The sequence below is a fragment of the Nakamurella sp. PAMC28650 genome (assembly GCF_014303395.1).
GTDB lineage: Bacteria > Actinomycetota > Actinomycetes > Mycobacteriales > Nakamurellaceae > Nakamurella.
The window spans coordinates 2,855,503-2,879,194 of sequence record NZ_CP060298.1; the positions used below are offsets into that span (position 1 = coordinate 2,855,503).

The 23,692-nt window shown below is 67.2% G+C and carries 17 protein-coding genes and 1 pseudogene; 7 read left to right on the top strand and 11 right to left on the bottom strand.

Annotation, left to right across the window (positions count from 1 at the left end; all coding sequences use genetic code 11):
• Positions 1 to 21 precede the first annotated feature (21 nt).
• Positions 22 to 1,275: an acetyl-CoA C-acetyltransferase gene (locus H7F38_RS12950; protein ID WP_187090275.1), complete on the top strand. Its 1,254-nt coding sequence runs from the start codon at positions 22 to 24 to the stop codon at positions 1,273 to 1,275.
• A 32-nt stretch (positions 1,276 to 1,307) separates the two neighbouring features.
• Here H7F38_RS12950 and H7F38_RS12955 read toward each other — a convergent pair whose 3' ends face one another.
• Complete coding sequence (locus H7F38_RS12955) at positions 1,308 to 2,216, bottom strand: carbohydrate kinase family protein (protein WP_187090276.1); 909 nt, start codon at positions 2,214 to 2,216, stop codon at positions 1,308 to 1,310.
• Complete coding sequence (locus H7F38_RS12960) at positions 2,213 to 3,139, bottom strand: pseudouridine-5'-phosphate glycosidase (protein ID WP_222618034.1); 927 nt, start codon at positions 3,137 to 3,139, stop codon at positions 2,213 to 2,215. The genes H7F38_RS12955 and H7F38_RS12960 overlap by 4 nt, the downstream gene beginning before the upstream one ends.
• A gap of 95 nt (positions 3,140 to 3,234) precedes the next feature.
• On the opposite strand from H7F38_RS12960, the gene H7F38_RS12965 reads away from it, so the two are divergent.
• Entirely contained in the window at positions 3,235 to 3,477 is a 243-nt protein-coding gene (locus H7F38_RS12965; protein WP_187090277.1) for a DUF3039 domain-containing protein, read from the top strand.
• 141 nt (positions 3,478 to 3,618) lie between these two features.
• Here H7F38_RS12965 and H7F38_RS12970 read toward each other — a convergent pair whose 3' ends face one another.
• Positions 3,619 to 4,842, bottom strand: coding sequence for a YihY/virulence factor BrkB family protein (locus H7F38_RS12970; protein WP_255497961.1), 1,224 nt, complete (start codon positions 4,840 to 4,842; stop codon positions 3,619 to 3,621).
• A gap of 260 nt (positions 4,843 to 5,102) precedes the next feature.
• Between H7F38_RS12970 and H7F38_RS12975 the strand changes: the two genes are divergently transcribed.
• On the top strand, positions 5,103 to 6,794 hold the full coding sequence (locus H7F38_RS12975) for a DEAD/DEAH box helicase (protein ID WP_187094685.1): 1,692 nt from the start codon (positions 5,103 to 5,105) through the stop codon (positions 6,792 to 6,794).
• A gap of 43 nt (positions 6,795 to 6,837) precedes the next feature.
• Here the strand turns inward: H7F38_RS12975 and H7F38_RS12980 are convergent, their stop codons facing one another.
• From H7F38_RS12980 to H7F38_RS13000, 5 genes are read right to left on the bottom strand one after another with little or no spacing between them, the layout of a single operon-like run.
• Positions 6,838 to 9,351 carry a glycoside hydrolase family 2 protein gene (locus H7F38_RS12980; RefSeq protein WP_222618035.1) on the bottom strand — a complete coding sequence of 838 codons (2,514 nt, stop codon included), beginning with the start codon at positions 9,349 to 9,351 and terminating at the stop codon, positions 6,838 to 6,840.
• Positions 9,352 to 9,379: 28 nt separating this feature from the next.
• Positions 9,380 to 11,092, bottom strand: a complete 1,713-nt coding sequence (locus H7F38_RS12985; protein WP_187090278.1) for an ABC transporter ATP-binding protein — start codon at positions 11,090 to 11,092, stop codon at positions 9,380 to 9,382.
• Positions 11,089 to 11,985 (bottom strand): ABC transporter permease, encoded by an 897-nt coding sequence (locus H7F38_RS12990; protein ID WP_187090279.1) that lies wholly within the window; start codon positions 11,983 to 11,985, stop codon positions 11,089 to 11,091. The genes H7F38_RS12985 and H7F38_RS12990 overlap by 4 nt, the downstream gene beginning before the upstream one ends.
• On the bottom strand, positions 11,975 to 12,967 hold the full coding sequence (locus H7F38_RS12995; RefSeq protein WP_187090280.1) for an ABC transporter permease: 993 nt from the start codon (positions 12,965 to 12,967) through the stop codon (positions 11,975 to 11,977). The genes H7F38_RS12990 and H7F38_RS12995 overlap by 11 nt, the downstream gene beginning before the upstream one ends.
• Positions 12,968 to 12,973: 6 nt before the next feature.
• Positions 12,974 to 14,686, bottom strand: a complete 1,713-nt coding sequence (locus H7F38_RS13000; RefSeq protein WP_187090281.1) for an ABC transporter substrate-binding protein — start codon at positions 14,684 to 14,686, stop codon at positions 12,974 to 12,976.
• Positions 14,687 to 14,864: 178 nt separating this feature from the next.
• Here H7F38_RS13000 and H7F38_RS13005 point away from each other — a divergent pair.
• Positions 14,865 to 16,076: pseudogene (locus tag H7F38_RS13005) on the top strand (ISAzo13 family transposase); the annotation flags it as partial.
• 203 nt (positions 16,077 to 16,279) lie between these two features.
• Here the strand turns inward: H7F38_RS13005 and H7F38_RS13010 are convergent.
• A complete protein-coding gene (locus H7F38_RS13010) occupies positions 16,280 to 17,686 on the bottom strand; it encodes an IS1380 family transposase (protein WP_187090283.1) in 1,407 nt (468 codons plus the stop codon).
• Between the two features lie 271 nt (positions 17,687 to 17,957).
• Here H7F38_RS13010 and H7F38_RS13015 point away from each other — a divergent pair, with 271 nt between their 5' ends.
• Both H7F38_RS13015 and H7F38_RS13020 read left to right on the top strand, forming a co-directional pair.
• A complete protein-coding gene (locus H7F38_RS13015; RefSeq protein WP_187090284.1) occupies positions 17,958 to 19,193 on the top strand; it encodes an ROK family transcriptional regulator in 1,236 nt (411 codons plus the stop codon).
• 222 nt (positions 19,194 to 19,415) lie between these two features.
• On the top strand, positions 19,416 to 20,789 hold the full coding sequence (locus H7F38_RS13020) for a cellulase family glycosylhydrolase (protein WP_187090285.1): 1,374 nt from the start codon (positions 19,416 to 19,418) through the stop codon (positions 20,787 to 20,789).
• An 87-nt stretch (positions 20,790 to 20,876) separates the two neighbouring features.
• Here H7F38_RS13020 and H7F38_RS13025 read toward each other — a convergent pair whose 3' ends face one another.
• Complete coding sequence (locus H7F38_RS13025; RefSeq protein ID WP_187090286.1) at positions 20,877 to 21,443, bottom strand: hypothetical protein; 567 nt, start codon at positions 21,441 to 21,443, stop codon at positions 20,877 to 20,879.
• 227 nt (positions 21,444 to 21,670) lie between these two features.
• On the bottom strand, positions 21,671 to 21,859 hold the full coding sequence (locus H7F38_RS13030; RefSeq protein ID WP_187090287.1) for a hypothetical protein: 189 nt from the start codon (positions 21,857 to 21,859) through the stop codon (positions 21,671 to 21,673).
• Between the two features lie 349 nt (positions 21,860 to 22,208).
• On the opposite strand from H7F38_RS13030, the gene H7F38_RS13035 reads away from it, so the two are divergent.
• Positions 22,209 to 23,666 (top strand): cytochrome ubiquinol oxidase subunit I, encoded by a 1,458-nt coding sequence (locus H7F38_RS13035; protein WP_187090288.1) that lies wholly within the window; start codon positions 22,209 to 22,211, stop codon positions 23,664 to 23,666.
• The last annotated feature ends 26 nt before the right edge of the window (positions 23,667 to 23,692 follow it).

The following is a 23,692-nucleotide window of genomic DNA, read 5'->3' on the forward strand; positions in this document are numbered from 1 at the left end:
GAAATGGAAGTGGAACAGAACATGGCACAAGCAGTGATCGTCGCCGCCACCCGCTCACCGATCGGCCGGGCCTTCAAGGGCTCGCTGCGCGGTATGCGGCCCGACGACATGGTGGTCCAGATGGTCAGGGCGGCACTGGATCAGGTACCCGAACTGGACCCGACCACCATCGACGACCTGCTGCTGGGCTGCGGGTCGCCCGGTGGTGAGCAGGGTTTCAACATGGCCAGGGTGGTCGCGGTCGCGCTGGGTCTGGACACCGTGCCGGGTGCCACCATCACGCGCTACTGCTCCTCGAGCGTGCAGACCACCCGGATGGCGATGCACGCGATCCGCGCCGGTGAGGGCCACGTCTTCGTCTCGGCGGGCGTGGAGGCGGTCAGCCGCGCCGGCCTGGGCGCGGCCGACAACCCGCCGTTCGACCCGAAGGCCGACCCGCACGCCCGCAACCCGTGGACCAACGCCACCTATGCGGACGCCCAGATCCGGTCGGCCGCGAGAGCCGCGGCCGGCGCCGGTGTCTGGCACGACCCGCGCGTGGACGGGGAGGTCCCCGACATCTACATCGCGATGGGACAGACCGCCGAGAACGTGGCCGGGCTGCGGTCGGTCAGTCGGGCGGAGCAGGACGAGTTCGCCTGCAGGTCGCAGAATCTGGCCGAAGCTGCTGCCGCCGACGGCTTCTGGAAGCGGGAGATCACCCCGCTGACCCTGCCGGACGGGTCGGTGATGGAGGCAGACGACTGCCCGCGGCCGGGAACCACTCTGGAGGCGCTCGCCGGGCTCAAGCCGGTGTTCCGCCCGGACGGCACCGTCACCGCGGGCAACGCCTGCCCGCTGAACGACGGCGCGGCCGCCCTGGTGATCATGAGCGACACACGGGCCGCCGAGCTGGGCATCACGCCGCTGGCGCGCGTGGTGGCCACCGGCGTCTCGGGTCTGTCGCCGGAGATCATGGGGCTCGGTCCGGTCGAGGCGAGTCGCAAAGCCCTTGCGCTGGCCGGTATGTCGATCAACGACATCGATCTGGTCGAGATCAACGAGGCCTTCGCCGCCCAGGTGATCCCCAGCTACCAGGAACTCGGCATCGATCTCGACCGGCTGAACGTCAACGGCGGCAGCATCGCCGTCGGCCACCCGTTCGGGATGACCGGCGCCCGCATCACCAACACGCTGCTCAACGGACTTCGCAGCCGTGACAAGACCTTCGGTCTGGAAACCATGTGCGTGGGCGGCGGCCAGGGCATGGCGGTGATCTTCGAGCGGCTGAGCTGAGGCCCGCCGCCTGCTGCGGGGTCGCCCCCTGCCTATGCCCGGGGGCGCGCCCCGACGTGCGCTGCGGCGGCGGTACCGGCTGCCACCCCCGCGCGCAGCGAGTCCAGCGGCGGGGCCCCGGCCAGCCAACTGGCCAGCAGGCCCGCGTTGAAAGCGTCACCCGCACCGGTGGAGTCGGTCTCGTGGACCTGCGGGGCCGGGACGGTGACCCTGGCCTCCGCGTCGTACCAGGACGCACCGTGCCGCCCGTGGGTGACCACCACCGCGGTGACGACCCCCAGGACGGCCTCGACCCCGCCCAGCGCTCCCAGTTCCGCGTCGTTCGGGAGGAGGAGGTCGATGCCGGCGACCCAGGACAGGAAGGTCTCCGCCCCCACCGCCGGGATGTGGTTGGCCGCCTGCGGGTCGACCGAGGTCGTCCATCCCGCTGCCCTGGCCCTGGCCAGCGACGCCAGGCCGGCGGGCCGGGAACCCTCGTCGAGCAGCACGTAGCCCGAGAGATGAAGGTGGCCACGGCCTTCCACGGCGGGCAGAACGACATCGGCGGGGCAGAACGCCGCGTTCGCGCCACGGTCGGCGAGCATCGTCCGATCCCCGTCGGGAGCCACCAGCACGACCACGCAGCAGGTGGGCAGCAGCGGATCGATGGCGAAGTGGCAGTCCACTCCCGCGGCGGTCAGTTCGGAGGCGGCCGTCCGGCCGGCCTCGTCCGCACCGACCCTGGCGATCAGCGAGACGTCGACGTCCTGCCTGGCCAGCCAGGCCGCCGTGTTGCCCCCCGCCCCGCCCGGGGCCACCGCCACCGTGGCCCTGGTGTCGTGACCGAAGACGACGGCTCCGGCCAGTTTGGCGACCACGTCGAGCCCGACGTCGCCGACCACCGTCACATGGGGCCGGGAGGATTTCACGTGCGGTCGGGAGGATGGGGTCACGGCGGTCATGCAGCCTTCGACGCCTTCGCCAGCGCGACCGCGACGTGTCCGGCCAGATCGGCGTTGCTCAGCACCAGGTCGACGTTCACCCTCAGGCTCGCTCCGTGGGTGGCGTCGTGGAAGAACTCCAGCAACCGGGGCGTGACGGCCTTGCCGGTGATGTCCTCCGACTCCAGCAGCTCCAGACCTCTGGCCAGCGTCTCGTCGTGCAACGCCAGGTCGAGTTGGAGCTCGGGGGGCAGCGGATTGGCCAGCACGACGCCGGCCGGGTCGGTGGCCAGTTCACGCCTGGCCAGCACGACCGCGGCGGCCTGCTCGGGCGTGTCGATCCGCCACGGCACCTGGTAGCCGGAGTCGGAGAGGTAGAAGCCAGGGAAGGCATCGGTGCGGTAGCCGATCACCGGGACCGACAGTGTCTCCAGGTACTCGAGGGTGCCGGGCACGTCCAGGATCGATTTGACGCCCGCGCAGACCACCATCACCGGGGTACAAGCCAGGATCCCGAGGTCCGCCGAGACGTCGAAGCTCTGCGCGGCCCCCCGGTGCACGCCCCCGAGGCCGCCGGTGGCGAACACCGAGATCCCGGCGCGGTGGGCCAGGGCCGAGGTGGAGGCGACGGTGGTGGCACCGTCCTGCCCGAGCGCCAGCGCGACGCCCAGGTCGCGGACCGACAGCTTGGCGATGTCGTCCGACTCGCAGAGACGGTCGAGGTCCCTGGGCAGCAGCCCGATCCGGACCTTGCCGTCCAGCACGGCGATCGTGGCCGGCACCGCTCCGGTGCTGCGCACCCGGTCCTCGATCTGGTCGGCGATCACCCGGTTGTCCCCGCGGGGGAGGCCGTGGGCCAGGATCGTCGACTCCAGCGCCACGACGGCGCCGCCGCGCGCCAGGGCATCGGCAACTTCGGGATGGATCTCGATGATCGTACTCACGGTGTTGATGGCATCATGGGACGAGCCATGGTGCCAAACCCGGGACCGCCGGAGACGCCGTGCCGCACATCTCCACCACCGGAAAGGGACCTGCCATGACGTCGACCGAGGTGCTCGAGAAGCCCGATGAGCAGACCATCGACCGGTCGACCGACGACGGTCCGAAGATGTTCCACTACGTCCGGAAGGCCAAGATCGCCGAGAGTGCGGTGATGGGCAACATGGTCGTCGCCCTGTGCGGAGAGACCTTCCCGGTGACGAAGTCCGCCAAGCCCGGCTCGCCGGTGTGCCCGGACTGCAAGAAGATCTTCGACTCGATGCCCAAGGGCCGCGACTGACGCTGACCGAACACCCACTCTCGTCACCGAGCACCTGCCGTCGCCACCGACCACCCGCTCGTTGTGATCGTCGGGGTGTGGCGTGGCGACAGCAGGTGCGGCGTGGGGACAGCAGGTGCACCGCGGCGACAGCAGGTGTGGCTACTCGGCCACGGGTCCGCGTTCGTCGAAGCGTTCCGGATCGAACCGCTGCCAACGGCGGATCTCCCGTTTCGGGATCTTGGGCGGGTAGTACTCCAGCAGGGCGTTGTTGAACTGCGCCCCGATGATGATCGCCATCGCGACGAAGTAGTAGAAGAGCAGGAACGTGATCGGGACGGCCAGCGCCCCGTAGGTCAGGCCGTGCGAGTAGACGTACGTCAGGTACAGCCGCAGTCCGAAGCTCGCCACCAGGAAGACGGCCGCCGCCAGGAAGGCCCCCGGCAGGCCGCGTTTCCAGGCGTGGCGATGCTTCGGGGCCAGCTTGTAGAGGGTGGCCAGCAGCAGCACCAGTCCGATCACCAGCACCGGGTAGTAGACGATCCCGACGATGGTGCTGACCTGGCTCTGGAAGTTCTTCGGGAACAGCTCCGGGAGCGTGGTGGGGCCGATCGCCAGGAGCGGCAGCAGGAAGACGCCGGAGACCAGGGCGGCCAGGTACAGGCCCAGGGCGAAGAACCGCTCGGCCACCGGATGCCGGGCCTCGTGCTGCCCGTAGGCGATGGTGATCGACTCGACGAAGGCGCTCATCGCCGAGGAGCCGGCCCAGAGGCTGATCACGAAGCCGACGGAGACGACGTCGGCCTGTCCGTTGCGCAGGATGGTGTCGACCGTGTTGCCGACCAGGTTCTGGGCGACCTCCTGGTTGAAGATGCCGTGCAGGAAGATGTCGATCTGGTCGCGGACCTTGTTGATGGTGTCCTTGCCGAACCAGTTGGCCACGAACCCGACCGAGCCGAGCAGGGCCAGCAGGAGTGGAGCGGTGGACAGGGCCGACCAGAAGGCCGCCTGCGAGCTCATCCCGAACAGCGAGTCGCTCCAGGCCTTGGACAGGGTCCGTCCGGCCACCTTCCGCCAGCGATGACGCACCGGGGGCTCCACCGGGGGGACGGACGGCACCGGACCACTGGACAGCATTCCGGTGGCCAGTCGGTGCCACGGCACGGTCAGGTTGTCGGCGGGCGAGGTGGCGGTGTGCTCGGATCGTCCTGGGTGCTCGACCGGGGTCACCGGCCGGGCCACCTGCGGTCGGTGCAGGGCCACGGTGGCGCTGGAGTCTGGATCGGTGGGGTTCCGGCGGTACTGGTCGGTCGTGGCACGCGGTGCGGCGCGGGCGGTCGGCAGGCGCCCGGGGCGCTCTTCGTCCGAGTGGCTGGCACTTGTCACCCCCCGAGCATGCCCGCTCGCAGCACCGTCCGCGGTCAGACATTCCACACCGGGACGAACTTGTGACACTTGCCGCTGCTCCGGCTCGGGGTGCGGCGCGGTGTCGGCCGCCGCCGGTAGCCTCTACCCGGCGGTGCGATCAGGGCGCCGCCGTCGTCGGTTTCGATGCGGTTCGTGAGTGATGGGCGGGGGAGCGGGAAGTGGCCTTCGTCCCCGTCGGAGTCGATCCGGCACGCCTGCGACGCTGGCAGCGGGAGGCCATGGCCTCCTACGAAGAAGCCGGTGCCAAGGATTTCCTGGTCACCGCGACGCCCGGTGCCGGCAAGACGACGTTTGCGCTGGCCGTGGCCTGTCGCCTGCTGATCAGCCGCGTCGTCGACCGCATCGTCGTCGTCGCCCCGACCGACCACCTGCGCACCCAGTGGGCCGATGCCGCCGCCGAGGTCGGACTCAACCTCGACCCGACGATGACGAACGCCCAGGGCCCGGTGCCCGACGGCGCCCACGGCTACGTCACCACCTACGCGCAGGTGGCCGGCCGGCCGATCATCCATGCCGCGCGGTCGGGCCGGAAGCGTTCGCTGGTGATCCTGGACGAGATCCACCATGCCGGCGACGGCCTGAGCTGGGGCGAGGCGGTCGCCGAGGCCTTCAGCGACGTGCACCGCCGACTGTCGTTGACCGGCACACCCTTTCGGACCCGACCGGACGAGCGCATCCCGTTCGTCGGCTACGAGATGGACGGCGAACTGCTGCGCTCGATTGCCGACTACACGTACGGATATCGCCAGGCGCTGGCCGACACCGTCGTGAGACCGGTCGTGTTCGCCGCCTATACCGGCGTCTCCCGCTGGCGCAACAACGCCGGTGAGGTGGTCGCCGCGTCGCTCACCGACGCCGGGACCAGGTCCGTCGAGGCGGCGGCCTGGAAGACCGCGCTCGACCCGTCCGGCGGATGGGTGCCGCACGTCATCGCGGCGATGGACGAGCGGATCACGCACCTGCGCGCCACCGGTATGCCCGACGCGGCCGGCCTGGTGCTGGCCAGCGACCAGGACGATGCGCGTGCCTATGCCGACGTCGTCAAGCGGCTGACCGGTGAGCAGCCCATGCTGATCCTGTCGGACGATCCGAGAGCGTCCAGGAAGATCGAGGAGTTCCGCACGTCGACCAGGCGGATCGCGGTCTGCGTCCGGATGATCTCGGAGGGGGTGGACGTGCCCCGCGCGGCCTGCCTGGCGTGGATGACGAGCTATCGCACCCCGCTGTTCTTCGCGCAGGCCGTCGGCCGCGTCGTGCGGGCCAGGGGCGTCCACGAGTCGGCCACCGTGTTCCTGCCGGCCGTGCGTCCGCTGCTGACGCTGGCCGCCGAGATGGAGATCGACCGCAACTACGTGATGGCGCCGCCTCCGAAGGGGGTGGACGACGAGGATGCTCTTGACATGCCGGTACCAGAGCCGGCCGAACGTGAGCAGGGCGAGTTCGAGATGCTCGACTCGCAGGCCGAGTTCGCCCACGTACTGCACTCCGGCCGTGCTGTCACCGCCGAACCGCTGGTGGGTGGTCCGGTCAGCGAGGACGACGAGGCATACCTCGGTCTGCCCGGGCTCCTGACGGCCGAGCAGACGGCGGCCGTGCTGGCCCGGCGCGATTCGGACCTACGCCGCCGGGTCGACACGGCGGCCCGCGACCATCAGATGGCCGGCGGGAACCTGTTCACCGCCTCCGAGAAGTCCTCCGAGGGACTGTCGGACGGTCACGCCGGCTGGCGGGCCGCCGCCGAACTGCGCCGCGAGGTCAACCAGCTCGTCGGGCGGGTCGCCGCACGCACCGGATCACCGCACGCCCAGGTGCATTCGCAGATCCGGCGCGCCGTTCCGGGACCACCGTCCGCGGCCGCCGCGGCCGAAGTGCTGGAACGCCGCCGCGACCATCTGCTGGGCATGCTGTAGCCGGCGATCACGACGATCGCCGTGGTCGCGGCGGGCCGGATGATCAGGGGTGCAGTAGTTGGTTCGCCGAACGCAGCACCTCCGAACCGAGCAGCGACTCGGGATCCAGAGTCGCGGTGGTTCGGACGAGGAACACAGCGCTCTCCCCGGGCAGCAGGGTGACGAGCTGGTCGTCCACCTCCGCTGCCGGATCGATCTTGTCGGCCAGCAGCGCGAGGTCCTTCAACAGCGTGGTGGCGGTGACCTCGACGCGGTAACCTCCGGGGACCGCGGTGACGGCACCCCGGAACTCAGGCGGCGGAAGTTCGGAATCCTTGTCCTGGACGAAGAAGTGCCACCCCTGGACCGCACCGGCGCTCACCTGGAGGAGCTCCCCGGCGGCGTGGCCGGGGACACCGACTGTTTCGTGCAGCATCACCGTGGCCGAACTACGCGGCGCCACGTCGATCTGCTGGTGCTGGGAGTTGATCTCCACGCCCTTCAGGTCCAGCCGCCTGGCCGACAGCGACTCCTGCCACGGGTCGTCGGTGTTGTTGACGACCACCACCGCGAGTCCGTCCGGACGCGGCTGAACCGTCAGAAGCCTGGCCCGGTAGGCATGTGCGAGAGCGTAGAACAACGGCTTCCGGCGCCCGTCGCCGTCGATCGCCGCCCACGAGGTGACCGGCCAGCAGTCGTTGAGCTGCCACACCACGGTGCCGGCACATCGGGAGCCGAAGGAGCGGAAGTGCTCGATGCCGAACTGCACGGCGCGGGCCTGGTTCAGCGAGTTCGCCCAGTGCCAGTCGGAGAAGTTGGACGGCGCAGGCAGGTGCGGTGCCAGACCGCGGGCCAGTTTGTCGTTGCCGTCCTCGGCCTTCTGGTGCAGCAGCATCTGCGGCGAGTCGGCGGCCATCTGGTCCGGGTCGATCGCCCGGCGCAGGGTGGCCCAGGTCGGCGGGCCCTGCCAGCCGAACTCCGACAGGAAGCGCGGCACGTAGTCGGCATAGCCCGTGTAGTCCCGCTGGTTCCAGACGTCCCAGATGTGCATGGAACCGGTCGTCGGATCGTTCGGATGCACGGTCGGGGACGGCGAGAACGGACTTCCGGGGCAGTACGGCCTGGTCGGATCCAGTTCGGCGACGATGGCTGGCAGGACCTCCTGGTAGTAGTCGATACCCCAGCCGAGGTCGCCCAGCTTCTCCTTCCATCCCCAGTCCCAGTGGGCCCAGATGTTCTCGTTGCCTCCGTTCCAGATGGCCAGGCTGGGATGGGAGACGAGGCGGGTCACCGCTTCTCGCGCCTCGGCGATCACTTCGCCACGCAGCGGCTCCTGTTCGGAGTAGGCGGCACAGGCGAACAGGAAGTCCTGCCAGACCAGGACACCTGCCCGGTCGCAGGCCGCGTAGAAGTCCTCCGATTCGTAGAGGCCTCCGCCCCAGACGCGGAGGAGGTTGATACCGGCCTCCACGGCTTGATCGACCCGCCGGGCATACCGATCCGGGCCGATCCGGTGGGGGAAGCAGTCGTCCGGGATCCAGTTCGCTCCGGCGGCGAAGATGGGCCGGCCGTTGATCCGGAGGGTGAAGGACGAACCGATGTCATCCAGAGCGGTGTCGACGGTGACGCTGCGGAAACCGATGTCGTGGTGACGGCGGTCCCGTTCCCGGCCACCCGCGGACAGCACCACCTCCAGCGGGTACAGCGGCTGTTGCCCGTAGCCGTGTGGCCACCACAGCTGCGGGTCAGGGACCTCGACGGTCAGGACGACCGACGGCTGTCCCGAGCGGATCGACATGTTGGCGTAGCTGCCCGCGACCTCGGCGCTGAGCTCGGCCGGTTCGGCACCGTCGGCCCATTCCAGATCCACGTGCAACGCGACCTCCCCCTGGCCGACCCCGGCCGGTTCCGCCCCGGTCGGCCCCTGGTCTACCGTGACCAGCGGTCGCAGGGCGGCGATCCGCACGGTTTCCCACCGATCCAGGAACACGGATTTCCAGATCCCGGACGTCACCAGCTCCGGGCCCCAGTCCCAGCCGTAGTTGCAGGCCATCTTCCGGATGGCGTTGTAGGGGAACGAGTTCACGTGTGGACGGGGGCCGAGCTCTTCGCTCCTGCGCTGCACCGCCTCGATCGGGGCGTCGAACGTCACGACCAACTGGTTGTCACCCGCGACGAGGTGGGCGCGGACGTCGAAGCGGTAACTGCGGTGCATGTTGGCCGTCCGGGCCAGTTCCGAGCCGTTCAGCGAGATCGTGACGATGGTGTCCAGACCCTCGAAGACCAGATCGGCCCTTTCTCCGACCCGCAGTTCCTCGGCGTGGAAGGTCGTCGAGTACCGCCAGTCGGTGTGCCCGATCCATCGCAATCGATCCTCTGCGTCGGTGAGGTAGGGATCGGTGATCAGGCCCGCGGCCAACAGGTCGGTGTGCACCGATCCCGGAACCCGAGCGGGGATGGATCGTCCGGAAACATGATGCGGGACCGCACTGTTCGGAACGGGCAGGTGGGCGTCCGGCGTTGCGGACGACGGATCGGCGACACGGAGGGTCCAGTCGGCGGGCAGTGCAAGTCTCACGGAGTTCCTTCGGGCAGGTGGAGCGTGATCAGTGGGATGAGTCGATCCGCTGGCTGGGATCGGGTGCGGCCGCCAGCAGAGTCCTGGTGTATTCGTGCTGCGGGTTCAGGATGACGTCGTCGCTGGGTCCGCGTTCGACGATCCGACCTCGGTAGAGCACGAGGATCTCGGAGGAGAAGTGCCGGGCGGTGGCCAGATCGTGGGTGATGTACAGCACCGCGAGGTTGTCCTCCTGCTTGAGCGTGTCCAGCAGGCCCAGCACCTCCAGACGGATGGACACGTCCAACATGGAGACGGGCTCGTCCGCCAGCAGGACGCTGGGTCTGGAGGCCAACGCCCTGGCGATGGCAACCCGCTGGCGTTGACCGCCGGACAGCTCGTGCGGGCGCTTGCGCATGATCTCGTCGACGGGGGTGAGATTGACCCTGGTCAGCAACCGGCGGATCTCCTCCCGCTCGGCAGCGATGCCCTTGACGATGCCGTGCACCCGGATCGGCCGCAGCAGGTGGTGCTCGACCGTGTGGAACGGGTTCAGCGATGCGAAGGGATCCTGGAACACCATCTGGACCTGGTTGCGGTAGTTCCGCAGGGCCTTCCCCCGCCGGCCGATCGGCTCCCCGTTCAGGGTGATCTCGCCACTGGTGGGACGTTCCAGCTGCGACAGCATCCGCGCCAGGGTGGATTTGCCCGACCCGCTCTCACCGACGAGGGCCACCGTCCGGCCCGAGGTCAGTTCGAACGAGACGTCGTCGACGGCCACGAGTCTGCCATGGCGGATGCGGAACTCCTTGCTCAGATGACTGACCACGAGAGCGCTGTCGGCGGTGTTGCGCTGGGCGAAACCCGTGCCGCCGGCGCGGGAGTAGTCGCGGCGCGGCCCCGTCAGGCTGGGAAAGGAACCCAGCAGCTTGCGGGTATAGGCGTGCTGTGGACGCCGGTAGAGATCCTGCGCCGCGGCGAGTTCGACGATCTGCCCGCGCAGCATCACCGCGATACGGTCGCTGATCTCCAGCAGCAGGGCCAGGTCATGGGTGATGAAGATGACTGCAAATCCGTATTCGTCCCTTAGCCGCAACACCTCTCGCAGAATCTCCCGCTGCACGACGACGTCGAGGGCGGTGGTCGGCTCGTCCATGATCAGCACATCCGGCTGCAGGGCCAGGGCCATCGCGATCATCACCCGCTGCCGCATCCCTCCCGACAGCTCGTGCGGAAAACTCGACAGACGGGAGGGGTCGACGTTCACCGTCCGCATCAGTTCCGTGCACCGGTCGGCCCGTTGACGTCCGGACATCTCCGGCTGGTGAGCGGCCAGGACATCCTCGAGTTGCGCCCGGATGCTCAGCACCGGATTCAGGGCGTTCATGGCGCCCTGGAACACCATGGCCATCTTCTTCCACCGGAACAGGCGCAGCGGTTCACCGGACAGGGCAAGGACATCCGTGGTGGTGCCGTCCTTCTCGTGCAGCACCACCGACCCAGAGGTGATCAGGGCCGGCGGGCGGGTCAGTCGGTTGATCGCATAGGCGATGGTCGACTTGCCGCAGCCGCTCTCACCGGCCAGGCCGAGAATCTCACCGCGATGCAGGGTCAGATCGACGTCGACCACGGCATGGGTGTCGCCGAATTCGCCCTGGTAGTCCACCGACAGCCCTGAGATGGTCAGGACCGGCTCCTGCCTGTCCGCCTCGGGTCGGGTGAGGGTGATGGAATGGTGTGGTTCGTTCGCGGGAGGGTTCATCGGTTGGATTTCCTTCGTTTCATCCGGCCGGCCACCTTGAGCTGGGGGTTGATCACCTCGTCGATCGAGAAATTGATCAGTGAGAGTCCGCAGCCGAAAAGGGCGATCGCCAGCCCGGGCGGTACGAACCACCACCAGGCGCCGACCGTCAGGGCCTGCCCGTTCTGCGCGAAGTAGAGCATGGTGCCCCAGGTGATGGAGTTGATGTTGCCCAGGCCGAGGTAGGACAGACCGGCCTCGGAGAGAATGCCGAGGATCACCGCGAAGACGAACTGCGAGGCGATGATCGGCAGCAGGTTCGGCAGGATCTCGACGCCGATGGTGCGGGGGGTGCGTTCGCCGATGGTGCGCGAGGCATTGACGTAGTCCCGGCTCCGTAGCGAGAGCGTTTGCGCCCGAAGCACTCTGGAGGACGCGGCCCAGCTGGTGATGGCAATGATGAGACCGATCACCACCTCGCCGCTGTTCTTGAGGTACGCCGTGATCATGATGAGCAACGGCAGTCCGGGTATCACCAACACGACGTTGGAGAACAAGGACAACGCCTCGTCCCACTTTCCGCCGAGGAAACCCCCGACCACCCCCACCAGCACCGAGAGGATCGTCGCGGTCACCCCGACGATCAAACCGACCAGCAGCGACGATCTGGTCGCCACCATCATCTGGGTGAAGACGTCCTGCCCGGTCTGGGTGGTGCCGAGCCAGTGGGCGGAGCTGGGAGCGGCCAGCAGGTCGTTGGTCTGGTTCTGCGGGTCGCCGGTGAAGAGGGGTCCCAGCACCGCGATCAGCAGGAAGAAGCCCACGATGATGCAGCCGATCGTGAGCTTGAGTTCCGGACGTCTGGACCTCGCGGCCTTGGTCCGGACCTGGACGGCCTTGTCCTCAACCGACATGTCGCGTCCTCGGGTCGATGACTCCGTACAGCAGGTCGACGAGCAGGTTCGCGCCGAGCACGGCCAGGGTGATGATCAGGAAGATCCCCTGCATGAGCGCGTAGTCGTTGTTCTGCACGGCCTGCAGCAGTGCGAAACCGATTCCGGGATAGGAGAAGACGGTCTCCGCCACGATCGAGCCACTGACCACGAAGCCCAGGGAGATGGCGAACCCGGCCACCGACGGCAGCACCGCGTTGCGGGCCGCGTAGCTGACCAGGATCCGTCCGTTGCGGAGACCTTTGGCCTCCGCGGTGACGACGTAGTCCTCGGACAGCGTCGTCACCATCATGTTCCGCATCCCGAGCAGCCATCCCCCGACCGAGGAGATGATGATGGTGATGGCGGGTAGCACCGCGTGGTAGACCGCGCTGCCGATGAAGTCGGAGTAGAAGCCGATCTCGGTGTTGTCCACGTCGTAGCCACCGGCCAGCGGGAACCAGCCCAGCTTGAGCGCGAAGAAGTAGATTAGGACCAGGGCGAGCCAGAAGTACGGAACCGAGGCCAGGAAGGTGGTCGAGGGCACCAGGGAATCGAGCCATGTGCCCCGTGGCCACCCGACGAACGTCCCCAGCACCACGCCCAGGACGGACGAGATCACCGTGGCCACACCGATCAGGAACACGGTCCAGGGCAGGGAGTCCCTGATCACCGAGCCCACCGAGGAGGGGTAGAAGGTGACAGAGGTACCGAAATTCCCACGGACCAGATGAGCCCAGTACGAGAAGTACTGATCGACGATGTTCTGGTTCCCGTTGACGCCCAGCATGGCCTCGATGGCCTCGCGTTGGGCCGGCCCGCTGGCACCGCCTGTCTTCTGCAGGCGGGCCAGCAGGGCATCGACCGGACTGCCCGGCATCAACCGCGGGAGGGCGAAGTTCAACGTGATGGCCGCCCAGGCCGCCACCGCGTAGAACGCGACCTTTCGCAGGACGTATCTCATCCGCGACTACTTGGCGGTGAGGTTGGCTGCGACGATGCCCAGGTCAGGGTGGGCCCACGGTGCCGGAATGGCGAACAGATTGGATGCAGTCGGCCACCCGCCCGTGTTTCCGTCCTTGAATTCGGTCAGCGAACTGGACTGCCCGATCGGAATGTAGGGAAGGTCCTTGACCACCTGCGCCTGGATCACGCCGTACGCCTTCTGCTGGACGGCCGCATCGTTGGTCCCGGCGATGGTGGCCAGGGCCTTGTCGACGTCCGGGTTGGAGTATCGGGCCGAGTTGTTGCCGTTCGGCGCCTGGCTCGCCGTGTTGAGCCAGGTGTTGTAGAGGTAGTACGGCGTCGGTCCACCGAAGAGGTTCTGCAGCGCGAAGGTGAAGTTGCCGCTGTTCAGATCGCTGTTCCAGGCGGTGTTGGAGACACCGGTCGGGCGCAGATCGATACCGACGGCTTTCAGCTGCTGCTGCATCACCTGCAGTGCGGCGACCCAGTCCGAGTATCCGGAGGGAATCTCCACCGGGAAGGAGAGTTTCTTCCCGCCCTTCGCGTAGATGCCGTCGGACCCCTTGACCCAGCCGGCGGATTCCAACGTGGTCTGCGCCTTTGCGGTGTCGGTGGCGATCTTGGCGCCGGCGGCGACCGACGGGTCGAGGTACTTGGCGTCCCGGGGGGAGAGCAGCAGGGCGGTGTTGGCGTCGGTGTCCAGTCCGGAGAACGCCTTCTTGTTGATGCCGTCCCGGTCCAGGGCCAGGTTGAGCGCCTGCCTGACCGCCGGGTCGTTGCCGGGGAACTTGGTCAGATTGGGGAGCAGCACGGTGGTGAACAGTGGCGTGTTGATGTATTTGTTGTTGGGCCCCTTGCTCGCGTAGACCTGGTCGATGTCGGCGATGAATCCGCCCTCCCAATCGATCTGGCCCCCGATCAGGCTGGTGAGCGAAGAGTCGTTGCCCGAGAACGCCTTGAACCGCAACCCGGCGATCTGTGGCTTGCCGGCCTGCCAGTAGCCGGGATTCTTCTTCAGCACGTAGACCTGCGGGGCGAAGGACTGCAACATGAACGGGCCGGTGCCCACCGGCTGGGAGTTGAGGTCGGTCACCACATCGGCCATCTTGGAGAAGATGTGCTGGGGCACCATGTACGTCTGCCCGGCGATGTACCAGAGGTTCGAGTACGACGGAGCCGTGAAGGTGAGCTTGACGTGGCTCGAGTCGGTGGCCGTGATGGTGCCGAACGGAATACCGTTGCCGTTCAACGCCTTGTGGTCCTTCAGGACCTGGAAGGAGTAGGCGACGTCAGCGGCCGTGAATGGCTGTCCGTCCGTCCACTTGACGCCGTCGCGGATGGTGAAGGTCAGCGTTTTCCCGCCGTCGGACCAGGCGTAGGCCGTGGCCAGCATCGGCATGGGCGGATCGGCCCGCAACTGGTTGAAGAAGTAGAGGGTCTCGTACATGGGACCGGGCGCGCCCGAGTTGACGCTGGTCGACTGCAGGGGATTGAAGTTGGCGGTGTAGGAGCCGCTGCGACCGTCGTTGACGTTCAGGATCGTCGTGCTCCCGGCCGCTGCCGGAGTGCCCGAACCCGACGCGGCGGATTGACCGCTGGGCGTCGAACTCTGCGACTTTGGACTGCTGCTGCAACTCGACATCACCAGTGCGGCGAAGACTGCGACTGCCAACACCGCCGTACGGCCGCGACGCCGTGACCATCCGATGGTCGCCATTGATCCTCCTTGATGGGGTGCGCCGCCCGTACGACGACAGGAACGGACCCGACCCGACCCCGACGTCAAGGAAAGCAAGCACAGAAGTGAGACCTGTCTTTCTTAACCGATTTGGTGAACTAAGGACGTGCCGGGTAATTACGTAGGTTTGATTGGTTCTTTTCGCTAGAATTGTGCTATGCCCCTACCCACCACCGATGTGGAAGTCCTCACGTCACGGTTGTTGCTGATCAGACCCCATCTGGATGAGCGGGCCTGGCGGTTGTTGCTCGGCTCGGAAGCCAAGGCGCTGGGCCGGGGCGGGATCAAAGTGGTCGCCGGGGCGATCGGTGCGCACCCGGACACCGTGGCCCAAGGAGTCCGCGAATTGGACTACCCCGACCAGATCCCGGGCCGGGTCCGGCGCCCCGGCGCCGGCCGGCCCAGCGCGGCGGTGACCGACCCCACCCTGTGGGAAGCGTTGGATGCCCTGGTGGATCCGGTGACCCGCGGCGATCCGATGTCGATGCTGCGGTGGACAACGAAATCGACGTCGAAACTAGCCGCCACGCTGACCACCAACGGCCACCCGGTGTCGGCATCCACAGTGGGAAACTTGTTGAAGGCCAACGGATACAGCCTGCAAGCCAACGCCAAGACCCTCGAGGGCAACCAACACCCCGACCGCGACGCCCAGTTCAACTATCTCAACGATCAGGCCACCGCGTTCAGCGCCGCCGGTGAACCGGTCATCAGCGTCGACACCAAGAAAAAGGAGCTGATCGGGAATTTCAGCATCGGCGGCAAGGAATGGGAACCCCAGGGTGAACCCACCCGGACCAGCGTCCACGACTTCATGGACAAAACCCTGGGCAAGGTCGCCCCGTACGGGGTGTACGACATCGCCGCGAACACCGGATGGATCAACGTCGGCACCGACGCCGACACCGGGCAGTTCGCCGTGGAATCCATCCGCCGATGGTGGAACACTGTGGGCACCAACACTTATCCAAGCGCAACAAGGTTGATGATCACCGCTGATTCCGGCGGGTCCAACGGCTCCCGGCTACGGTTGTGGAAAACCGAACTCGCCGCGCTGGCCACCGAAACCGGCCTGGCGATCACCGTGTGCCACCTTCCGCCGGGCACCTCGAAATGGAACAAGATCGAGCATCGCCTCTTCTCCGCGATCAGCCGTAGCTGGCGGGCCCGACCCCTGACCTCCCACGAAGTCGTCATCGAAACCATCAAAGCCACAACCACCACCACCGGGCTCAGCGTCCACGCCGAACTGGACCTGGGCATCTACGAGAGGGGAATCAAGATCAGCGACCGCCAGATCAAAGAACTTGAAAGCAGCCAGCTACACCGCCATGACTTCCACGGCGACTGGAACTACAGCCTGCACCCCGCGACACGCCCGGACACACCCAAATAATTCGCGGGCGGGCCCTAAGCCTCGATCAGTGGACCTGCCTGGATGATGATCTTGCTGCGGAGGCGGACGGTCGTTCGTGTGTCGTTTTTGGGGTCGGGCGTGGTTGATCTGCTGGTCTGCTCCAGCGTGTCCAATGTGGTTCCTGTGGCGGCGTTCTCGGCCGGGTTCGGGTAGTTTCAGGCTGCGGACGATTGTTGGTGCGGCGGGCTGAACACGTTGTCCCATAGCTGTTTCCACTGACGTTGGTGGGGGTGGTGGGTGGGTAGGTGCAGGATGCGGCGGCCTTGGGGTCGGGCGATCCGGGCGGGGACGTTGATCAGCCGACGCCGCAGCGTCGCTCCTCGCGCGACGGCGTGGGCGGTGTCGATGCAGGTGCCGGCGGCGCGGAGCAGGTTGTGGGCGATAGCGCCCAGGATGGTCCAGGCGCAGTTCGCCGGAAAGTGGCCGGAGGGCTGGTGGGCCCAGGGCCCGTCGATCAGGTCGGCGAACACCGATTCGATGATGGCGTGTTGGCGGTGGGTGATGTCGGCGTCGGTCACTGTTTCGGTGCTGTTGGTGAAAAAGGGGTGGTAGCGCCAGACGGGGAACAGTTCGTCGAGGTGGTTGCGGTCTTTGACGCGGCGGACGATCAGCCGGGCGGTGGTGGCCTTTCCGGTGCCGGCCAGCAGGGTGTAGCTGATCTCGGCGACTTCGGCGTCGGAGATCCATTCTCCGGTGTCCGGGTCGATGACGGCGCCGGGATACCGTACCGGCGTCCACGCGTCGGCCGGGATGGCGCCGATGGCCCGGTTGACTGCTTTGTTCTTGGTGAGCACGAACGAGAACTTGGCGCCGGCTCGCAGGACCGCCGCGATGACATCGCTGTAGCCGTAGGCCGAATCGCCGCGGACCAGGATGGTCGCCGGCTTGGCACCAGCGGCGAGGGCCAGGTTGATCGCTTCGGTGACCATGGAGGCGGCGCCCCGCCCGGATCCGGCTTTCCCGGCCCGCAGGCGGACCCCGGCGATCACCGGTGCGGCGATCGCGGTGCTGATGGTGGTGACCAGCGGTGAGAGTCCTTTGCGCAACACCTGCCGGTTGGCGATCTTGGTGTGCCCGAAGCTGGCGCCCTGTTTGGCGTGTCCGTAGACCGGTCGTAGCAGCGAGTCGATGTCGATGAACGCCTGCACATCGATGCCGGCCAGCACCCCGGTCCGCCGGGTCAGGGCCAGCAGGTGCCGGGCCAGGACCGCCGACAATTGGCGGGTGTGTCCGTGGGTGAATTCCCGCAGGAACATCCCCAATGTCGAAGGTGCGTAGACCGCGCCGAACAGTTTCTGCGATCCGCCAGAGCGGATGATCTGCAGATCGGCGATGGAGTCGGCGCCGGTCAGCATCCCGGCGATGATCGACATGATCTTCCCGACGGGGTTCGCCGCCGCTGAGGCGATCCGTTCGGAGTCGAACCGGAGCTGCCGGCCGACCAGTTCCGGCAGCTGGGTCCGTTCGGCCAGCGCCAGCACCGGGACCAGCCCGGCCGCCGACACCAGATTCTGATCGTCGAACGTCGCTGCATCTGGTTTCCAGGCGTGCAACAATCTCACTGAAAGTGTCCTTCCGATCCGCGCCAATCAGGTTCTAGACAAACCGATTATCGCAGTTCAAGGGCACTTTCTTCAGTTTCCACGCCGGTCAGGAACCGACCAGGTCCACTGATCGAGGCTAAGTCAACGGGGGTGATGTCGGCGAACCTATGCACCGGATGCCGGCCCCCGGGTGCGGCCGGTGAACAGGACCTTCCCGCCGGGCGGCGTTCCACTGCGCGAGGACGACAGGGCATCATCATCACCGACAGACAAGAGAATCGGAGATGCGATGACGGGCGGCGCGAACCTTCCCCTGGTCAGCAGCTACAACCGCAGCGTCGTGCTGGATGCGATCCGTTCCGCACACGATCTCAGTCGGGTCGAGCTGGCCGCGATGACCGGACTGACCGGGGCCACCGTTTCCAACATCGTCCGCCGCCTGATCGACGAGCAGTACGTGGTCGAGATGGGTCAGAGCGCGTCGACCGGGGGCAAGCCCAGAACCCTGCTCCGGATCAATCCCACCGGTGGCTACGCGGTGGGTGTGCAGATCGACGTGGACACCACGACATCGGTGTTGACCGACCTGCTGGGCGCGCCGCTGGGGCGGCAACGGACCGCGGCCGGCCAGACCAGTCGCCCGGCGACGGTGATCGCCCACGTCGCCCGGGACGTGCGGCGCCTGGTCCAGGACGCCGGAATCGACCCTCGGAGGGTGGTCGGGGTCGGCGTCGCCACGCCAGGACCGATCGACCATGCCAGGGGCATGGTGCTCAACCCGCCCAACATGGGCCGGTGGCAGAACGTGCCGCTGCGCGAGGAATTGGAGCGGCTGCTGCATCCCTGGCCGGTGCTGGTCGACAACGATGCCACCGTCGCCGCCATGGGCGAGCGTTGGGCGGGTGGAGCGTTGTCCAGCAACAACTTCGCCTGCATCTACATGGGGACCGGTATCGGCGCCGGGATCTTCGTGGGCGGCCAGGTCTGCCGTGGCACGTCGTCGAACTCGGGCGAGATCGGCCACATCTCGCTGGATCCGCTCGGCGAACTGTGTTTCTGCGGCAACCGGGGCTGCGTGGAGCTGTTCAGCGCCCCTCCGGCAGTGGTCGCCGCGGCCCGGGCCAGGGTGGGTGCCGGTACGGGAGCCGCGCTGAGGTTGACGGGCACCAGTGTCCGACAGGATTACGCCCGCATCGGTCAGGCCGTGCAACGTGGCGATCCGCTTGCGGTCGAACTGATCTCGCGGGCCGCGGATTTTCTGGGCTATGCGGTGGTCACCCTGACCAACCTGTTCGATCTCGACCTGGTGGTACTGGCCGGACCGGCGTTCGCCCGGGTCGGGCCGCTGTTCCTGCATGCGGTGCAGCGAGAACTCGCGGCCAAGTCATTGGCCAGGGACAGTCATGCCGTCGAGGTCCGGCTGTCGGAGATCGCCGAGGACGTCGGGTCGATCGGCGCCGCATCCCTGGTCCTGCACAGCGAGTTCGCTCCCAGGCTGATCAGTCTGAAGAGCAGAACCGGCTGACGGCACCATCTGCTCGACCCGACCTTCGCGCGGTCGGGGAATCGGCGTTCCTGGCGCGGGAACGCTGATCCGGCACGACAGGCCGTTGACTTAGCTCGACAAATGAATTAAGAAAGAGACAGCAACCGGTTCTCTGCGATCACGCCTGTTCGATCGCGACGGTGCTCCACACATCTGCCGGACCCGGCGGTGTGTCCGGCCCACATCGACGTGGAGGCAACCATGACCAGATCGTTCCGTCCGGCGGACGCCGGCGCTTCCGGTATTCAGCCCGAGAGTGCCGCAGCACAAGCGGATTCCGCCTCCGATTCCGGCACCGGGACGTCCCGGCGCAGACTGCTGGCCGGCGCCGGAGTGATGAGCCTGGCCGGATTGGCCGCGACCATGGTCGACAACGGGTCGGCGTCCGCATCGGTCCCCGCGACCCCGACGGTCCCCTCGGTCGAAGGTGCGGCGGCGGCGTCCCCATGGCCGAAGCTGAAATTCGTCGGCGCCCGTCATGGCCAGTTCCAGCTGAACGGCAAACCGTGGCACTGGGGCGGGACCAACTGCTACTACCTGCACGCGCAGTCGCACTACATGATCGACAGCATGCTGAATGACGCGAAGGCCATGTCCATGCAGGTGGTGCGGGCCTGGGCGTTCTTCGACGGCAATACGATCGGCGCATTGCAGACCGGGCCCTACGAATACGACGAAGCGAATTTCGATTCCCTGGACTACGCCGTGTACAAGGCCGGTCAGCTGGGTATCCGGCTCGTGCTGCCCCTGGTCAACAACTGGCCCGACTACGGAGGCATGCAGCAGTACGTCAAGTGGTTCCTGGACCTCCCCGACGACAGCTACGCAGCGGCGGTGAACCACGACCGCTTCTACTCCGACACCCAGATCCGCCGCTGCTACCTCGCGTACGCCGCTCACGTGATCAACCGGCGGAACCGTTACACCGGCCTGCGCTACAAGGACGACCCGACCATCATGACGTGGGAGCTCGCCAACGAACCCCGGAATCGATCCGATCCGAGCGGGAAGACCATCCTGCGGTGGGCGGACGAGGTGAGCCGCGCCATCAAACATCTGGCGCCCCGGCAGTTGGTGGCCATCGGCGACGAGGGCATGGGTCTGAGCACCGGGAGCACCGACTACCCCTACAGCACCTACGAGGGCAACCGCTGGCTGGCGCTGAGCTCGCTGAAGGCAGTGGACTACGCGACGGTCCACCTCTACCCACAGGGTTGGGGCCGCAATGCGTCGAACGGTGTCGATGCGATCGCCTGGGGCAGCAAGTGGATCAGCGACCACATCGCCCTGGGCCGGACCACCCTGAACAAGCCGGTGGTGATCGAGGAGTTCGGGCTCAAGATCGAGGCGGCCACCGGCATTCCAGATGCTGCGACGCGCGACCGGGGCTACGACGCCTGGCTCACCGAGGTGGAGGCCTCCGGCGGGGCCGCCACCCAGTTCTGGATCCTGACGGCCCTGACGGACGCCGGTATCCCCTACGGCGACTACGACGGGTTCCGGGTGGTCTATCCCAGCGACACGGCAACCCTGCTGACGCGTCACGCCCTGACGCTGGGGACCACGGTGCACTGAGCCGGGCCACGGGGGCAGAGGCTGGCGGGCCCGGGTCTGGAACCGGAGGCCTGCCGTCCCTGCGCCCCTGCACGGGATCGGCGGACATCAACCAGTGGACAGGGCCTTGGCGGAGCCGATGACGCCGATCGGGCCGGCCGCCAGGAACAGGTACCAGCCGGGACCGGCGTGGGTGAACAGGTCCGCGACCGACTGGTTGAAGGTGTGGTGCCCGCGGACCAGCCACCACGCCGACCCGGCCAGGGATGCCACGGACAACAGCAACGCGACGGTGCCGAGCGGCCGATGGTCGATGGGTGTCAGCATGGCCAACCCGAGGAGCGACAGGGCGGCTCCGGCCATGGCGGTGCCGACGACGGAGTAGGCCGTCACGGTGTCGCCGATCGAGAGGCCGCCGCCGGCCCGGGCCGCCTGATAGCGCTGCCAACCGGTGATTCCGCCGCCTGCCGCCTGCAGCCCGACCCCGGTGACCGTCGAGCTCCAGGACAGCAGCAACTGGCCGAGACCGGCGGCGCCGGCCAGGATCGTGAGGAGGGCGGCCAGCACGTCGGCACGGGGAGGGCGGGGCCCGAGGTCACTGGTCACCGGCCAGGACACACCGCGGCCGTCTGCTGTCGGCCGGCGCCCCCCGAGGTGTTCGCGTGGAGCGGACATCTTCGCGGAGGCACCCTTCGGATCGGCATGGCGGAGCGCCACCGGTCAGGGCGCCTGCACCATCATCGCCCATGCCCGATCGGACCACCACTGCCCCGTCGCGCCACCACTTGCACATCGGAAGAAACGCCGAGAACGCGACAGGGGCGGACCGCCGAAGCGGTCCGCCCCTGCGCGGACGGTGCTGTCTGAAACCCCACCGGCCCGGAAGCGGCGGGGAGGGTAGGTCAGTTCTCGGTGCGGTAGACGCTCGCTGCGAGCTCCTCGAGCTTGGCGGAGTACTCGTGCGCGTGGTGGCCACAGAACAGAAGCTCACCACCCTTGGGAAGAACAGCTCGTACCGCCGCGGCGGCTCCACACCGATCGCAACGATCGGCTGCGGTGAGTGCTGCGGGACTGGCCAGGGTTCCGGTCATGTCGTCCTCCCATCTACGGCCACCGCGAGCGATGGCTTGTGTGTACATCTAGTCCGACGCCACAAGGCTCCGGTCTGTTCCCTCCGATGCGAATGCGTTACCACACATTCATCTGACGGGTACTTGTCGTTCGAGGCCACCGCCGGTCTGGACCGGTCCGCCCCTCGAACATCTACAAGGACCACTTCATGGTGCCATCCGATACAAGCAAACGGGTCGGACTTCGCCCGTGGTGAACACCACGCCGTCGACGCGCATGAATTTGTGATTGCCCTCACCCGGGCGGTCACGTCGGTGCCGGGACTTTCGGCCCTGTTGGCGGACCGCCCGCTCTTGCACGCTGACACCCATGGACTCCCTCGCTCTGGCCAGATGGCAGTTCGGCATCACCACCGTCTACCACTACCTGTTCATCCCGATCTCGATCGGGCTCTCGCTGTTCATCGCGATCCTGGAGACCGGTTGGGTGCGCACCCGGAACGTGAAGTATCTGCGGGCCGCCAAGTTCTGGGGCAAGTTGTTCCTGATCAACTTCGCCATCGGCGTCGTCACCGGGATCGTGCAGGAATTCCAGTTCGGGATGAACTGGTCGAACTACTCCCGGTTCGTCGGTGACGTGTTCGGCGCGCCGCTGGCCATGGAGGCGCTCCTGGCGTTCTTCATGGAGTCGACCTTCCTCGGACTGTGGATCTTCGGGTGGGACAAGCTCTCGCCGCGTCTGCACGTGGCCTGCATGTGGTTGGTCGCGTTGGGCACCTCGGCATCGGCGTACTTCATCCTGGCGGCCAACTCGTTCATGCAGCACCCGGTCGGCTACCGGATCGACCCGGTGACCAAGCACGCCAAGATGACCGACATCGGGGCGGTGCTGTTCCAGAAGCTCCAGATCTACACCTTCGCCCACGTCATCCTCGCGTGCGTCCTGACCGGGGCCGTTCTGGTCACCGGGGTGTCGGCCTGGTTCCTGATGCGCAAGAGGGACATCGACATCTTCCGGCCCTGCCTGCGGATCGGTCTGGTCGGCATGTTGATCGGCTCGGTCGCGGTGCTGATCTCCGGTGACCTGCAGGCCAAGGTGATGACCGATGTCCAGCCGATGAAGATGGCTGCCGCAGAAGCGCTCTACAACACGTCGCAACCGGCGTCCTTCTCGGTGGTCACCGTCGGCACGCTCGACGGGGCGCACGAGGTCTGGTCGATCCGCATCCCGGACGTGCTGTCGTTCATGGCGACCGGCAGCTTCGGCGGCAAGGTCGAGGGCATCAACGACGTGCAGGCCCAGTACACCCAGCTCTACGGCCCGGGTGACTACCGGCCGGACGTGCCGGTGACGTACTGGATGTTCCGTCTGATGGTCGGTGCCGGACTGGTCCTGCTGGTCGTCTCGATCGTCGGGCTGTGGCTGACCAGGCGCGGGCGGATGCCGACGTCCAAGTGGGTCTGGCGGCTGGCCATGCTGTCGATCGTCGGCCCCTACGTGGGAAACGCGTCCGGCTGGGTGTTCACCGAGCTGGGTCGTCAGCCCTGGACGGTGGTCGGCCTGTTCAAGACAGCGGATTCGTTGTCACCCAACGTGTCTGCCGGTGAGGTTCTGACGTCGCTGATCGTCTTCACGGCGCTCTACGGCGTGCTTGCGGTGGTCGAGACGCGCCTGTTCGTCAAGTTCGCCAAGGCCGGCCCGATCAGCGAGAAGGAGGCGCTCGACTCGGTGACCCTGCGTCCGCCGGACGACCCGGACGACGTCGACAACGCTGACGCCGACGAGGATCCCGCAGATTCCGAGCGTGTCCTGACCTTTGCGTACTGATCGGTCCCGCGTCATCTCCCATTCGT

Excerpts from the sequence above, each read along its gene's own strand:
- H7F38_RS13000 (WP_187090281.1), bottom strand. The coding sequence starts at position 14,686 with ATGGCGACCATCGGATGGTCACGGCGTCGCGGCCGTACGGCGGTGTTG.
- H7F38_RS12965 (WP_187090277.1), top strand. The coding sequence starts at position 3,235 with ATGACGTCGACCGAGGTGCTCGAGAAGCCCGATGAGCAGACCATCGAC.
- H7F38_RS13020 (WP_187090285.1), top strand. The coding sequence starts at position 19,416 with ATGACCAGATCGTTCCGTCCGGCGGACGCCGGCGCTTCCGGTATTCAG.
- H7F38_RS13025 (WP_187090286.1), bottom strand. The coding sequence starts at position 21,443 with ATGTCCGCTCCACGCGAACACCTCGGGGGGCGCCGGCCGACAGCAGAC.
- H7F38_RS12955 (WP_187090276.1), bottom strand. The coding sequence starts at position 2,216 with ATGACCGCCGTGACCCCATCCTCCCGACCGCACGTGAAATCCTCCCGG.
- H7F38_RS12990 (WP_187090279.1), bottom strand. The coding sequence starts at position 11,985 with ATGTCGGTTGAGGACAAGGCCGTCCAGGTCCGGACCAAGGCCGCGAGG.
- H7F38_RS13030 (WP_187090287.1), bottom strand. The coding sequence starts at position 21,859 with ATGACCGGAACCCTGGCCAGTCCCGCAGCACTCACCGCAGCCGATCGT.
- H7F38_RS12975 (WP_187094685.1), top strand. The coding sequence starts at position 5,103 with ATGGCCTCCTACGAAGAAGCCGGTGCCAAGGATTTCCTGGTCACCGCG.
- H7F38_RS12995 (WP_187090280.1), bottom strand. The coding sequence starts at position 12,967 with ATGAGATACGTCCTGCGAAAGGTCGCGTTCTACGCGGTGGCGGCCTGG.
- H7F38_RS13035 (WP_187090288.1), top strand. The coding sequence starts at position 22,209 with ATGGACTCCCTCGCTCTGGCCAGATGGCAGTTCGGCATCACCACCGTC.
- H7F38_RS12985 (WP_187090278.1), bottom strand. The coding sequence starts at position 11,092 with ATGAACCCTCCCGCGAACGAACCACACCATTCCATCACCCTCACCCGA.
- H7F38_RS12950 (WP_187090275.1), top strand. The coding sequence starts at position 22 with ATGGCACAAGCAGTGATCGTCGCCGCCACCCGCTCACCGATCGGCCGG.
- H7F38_RS13015 (WP_187090284.1), top strand. The coding sequence starts at position 17,958 with ATGACGGGCGGCGCGAACCTTCCCCTGGTCAGCAGCTACAACCGCAGC.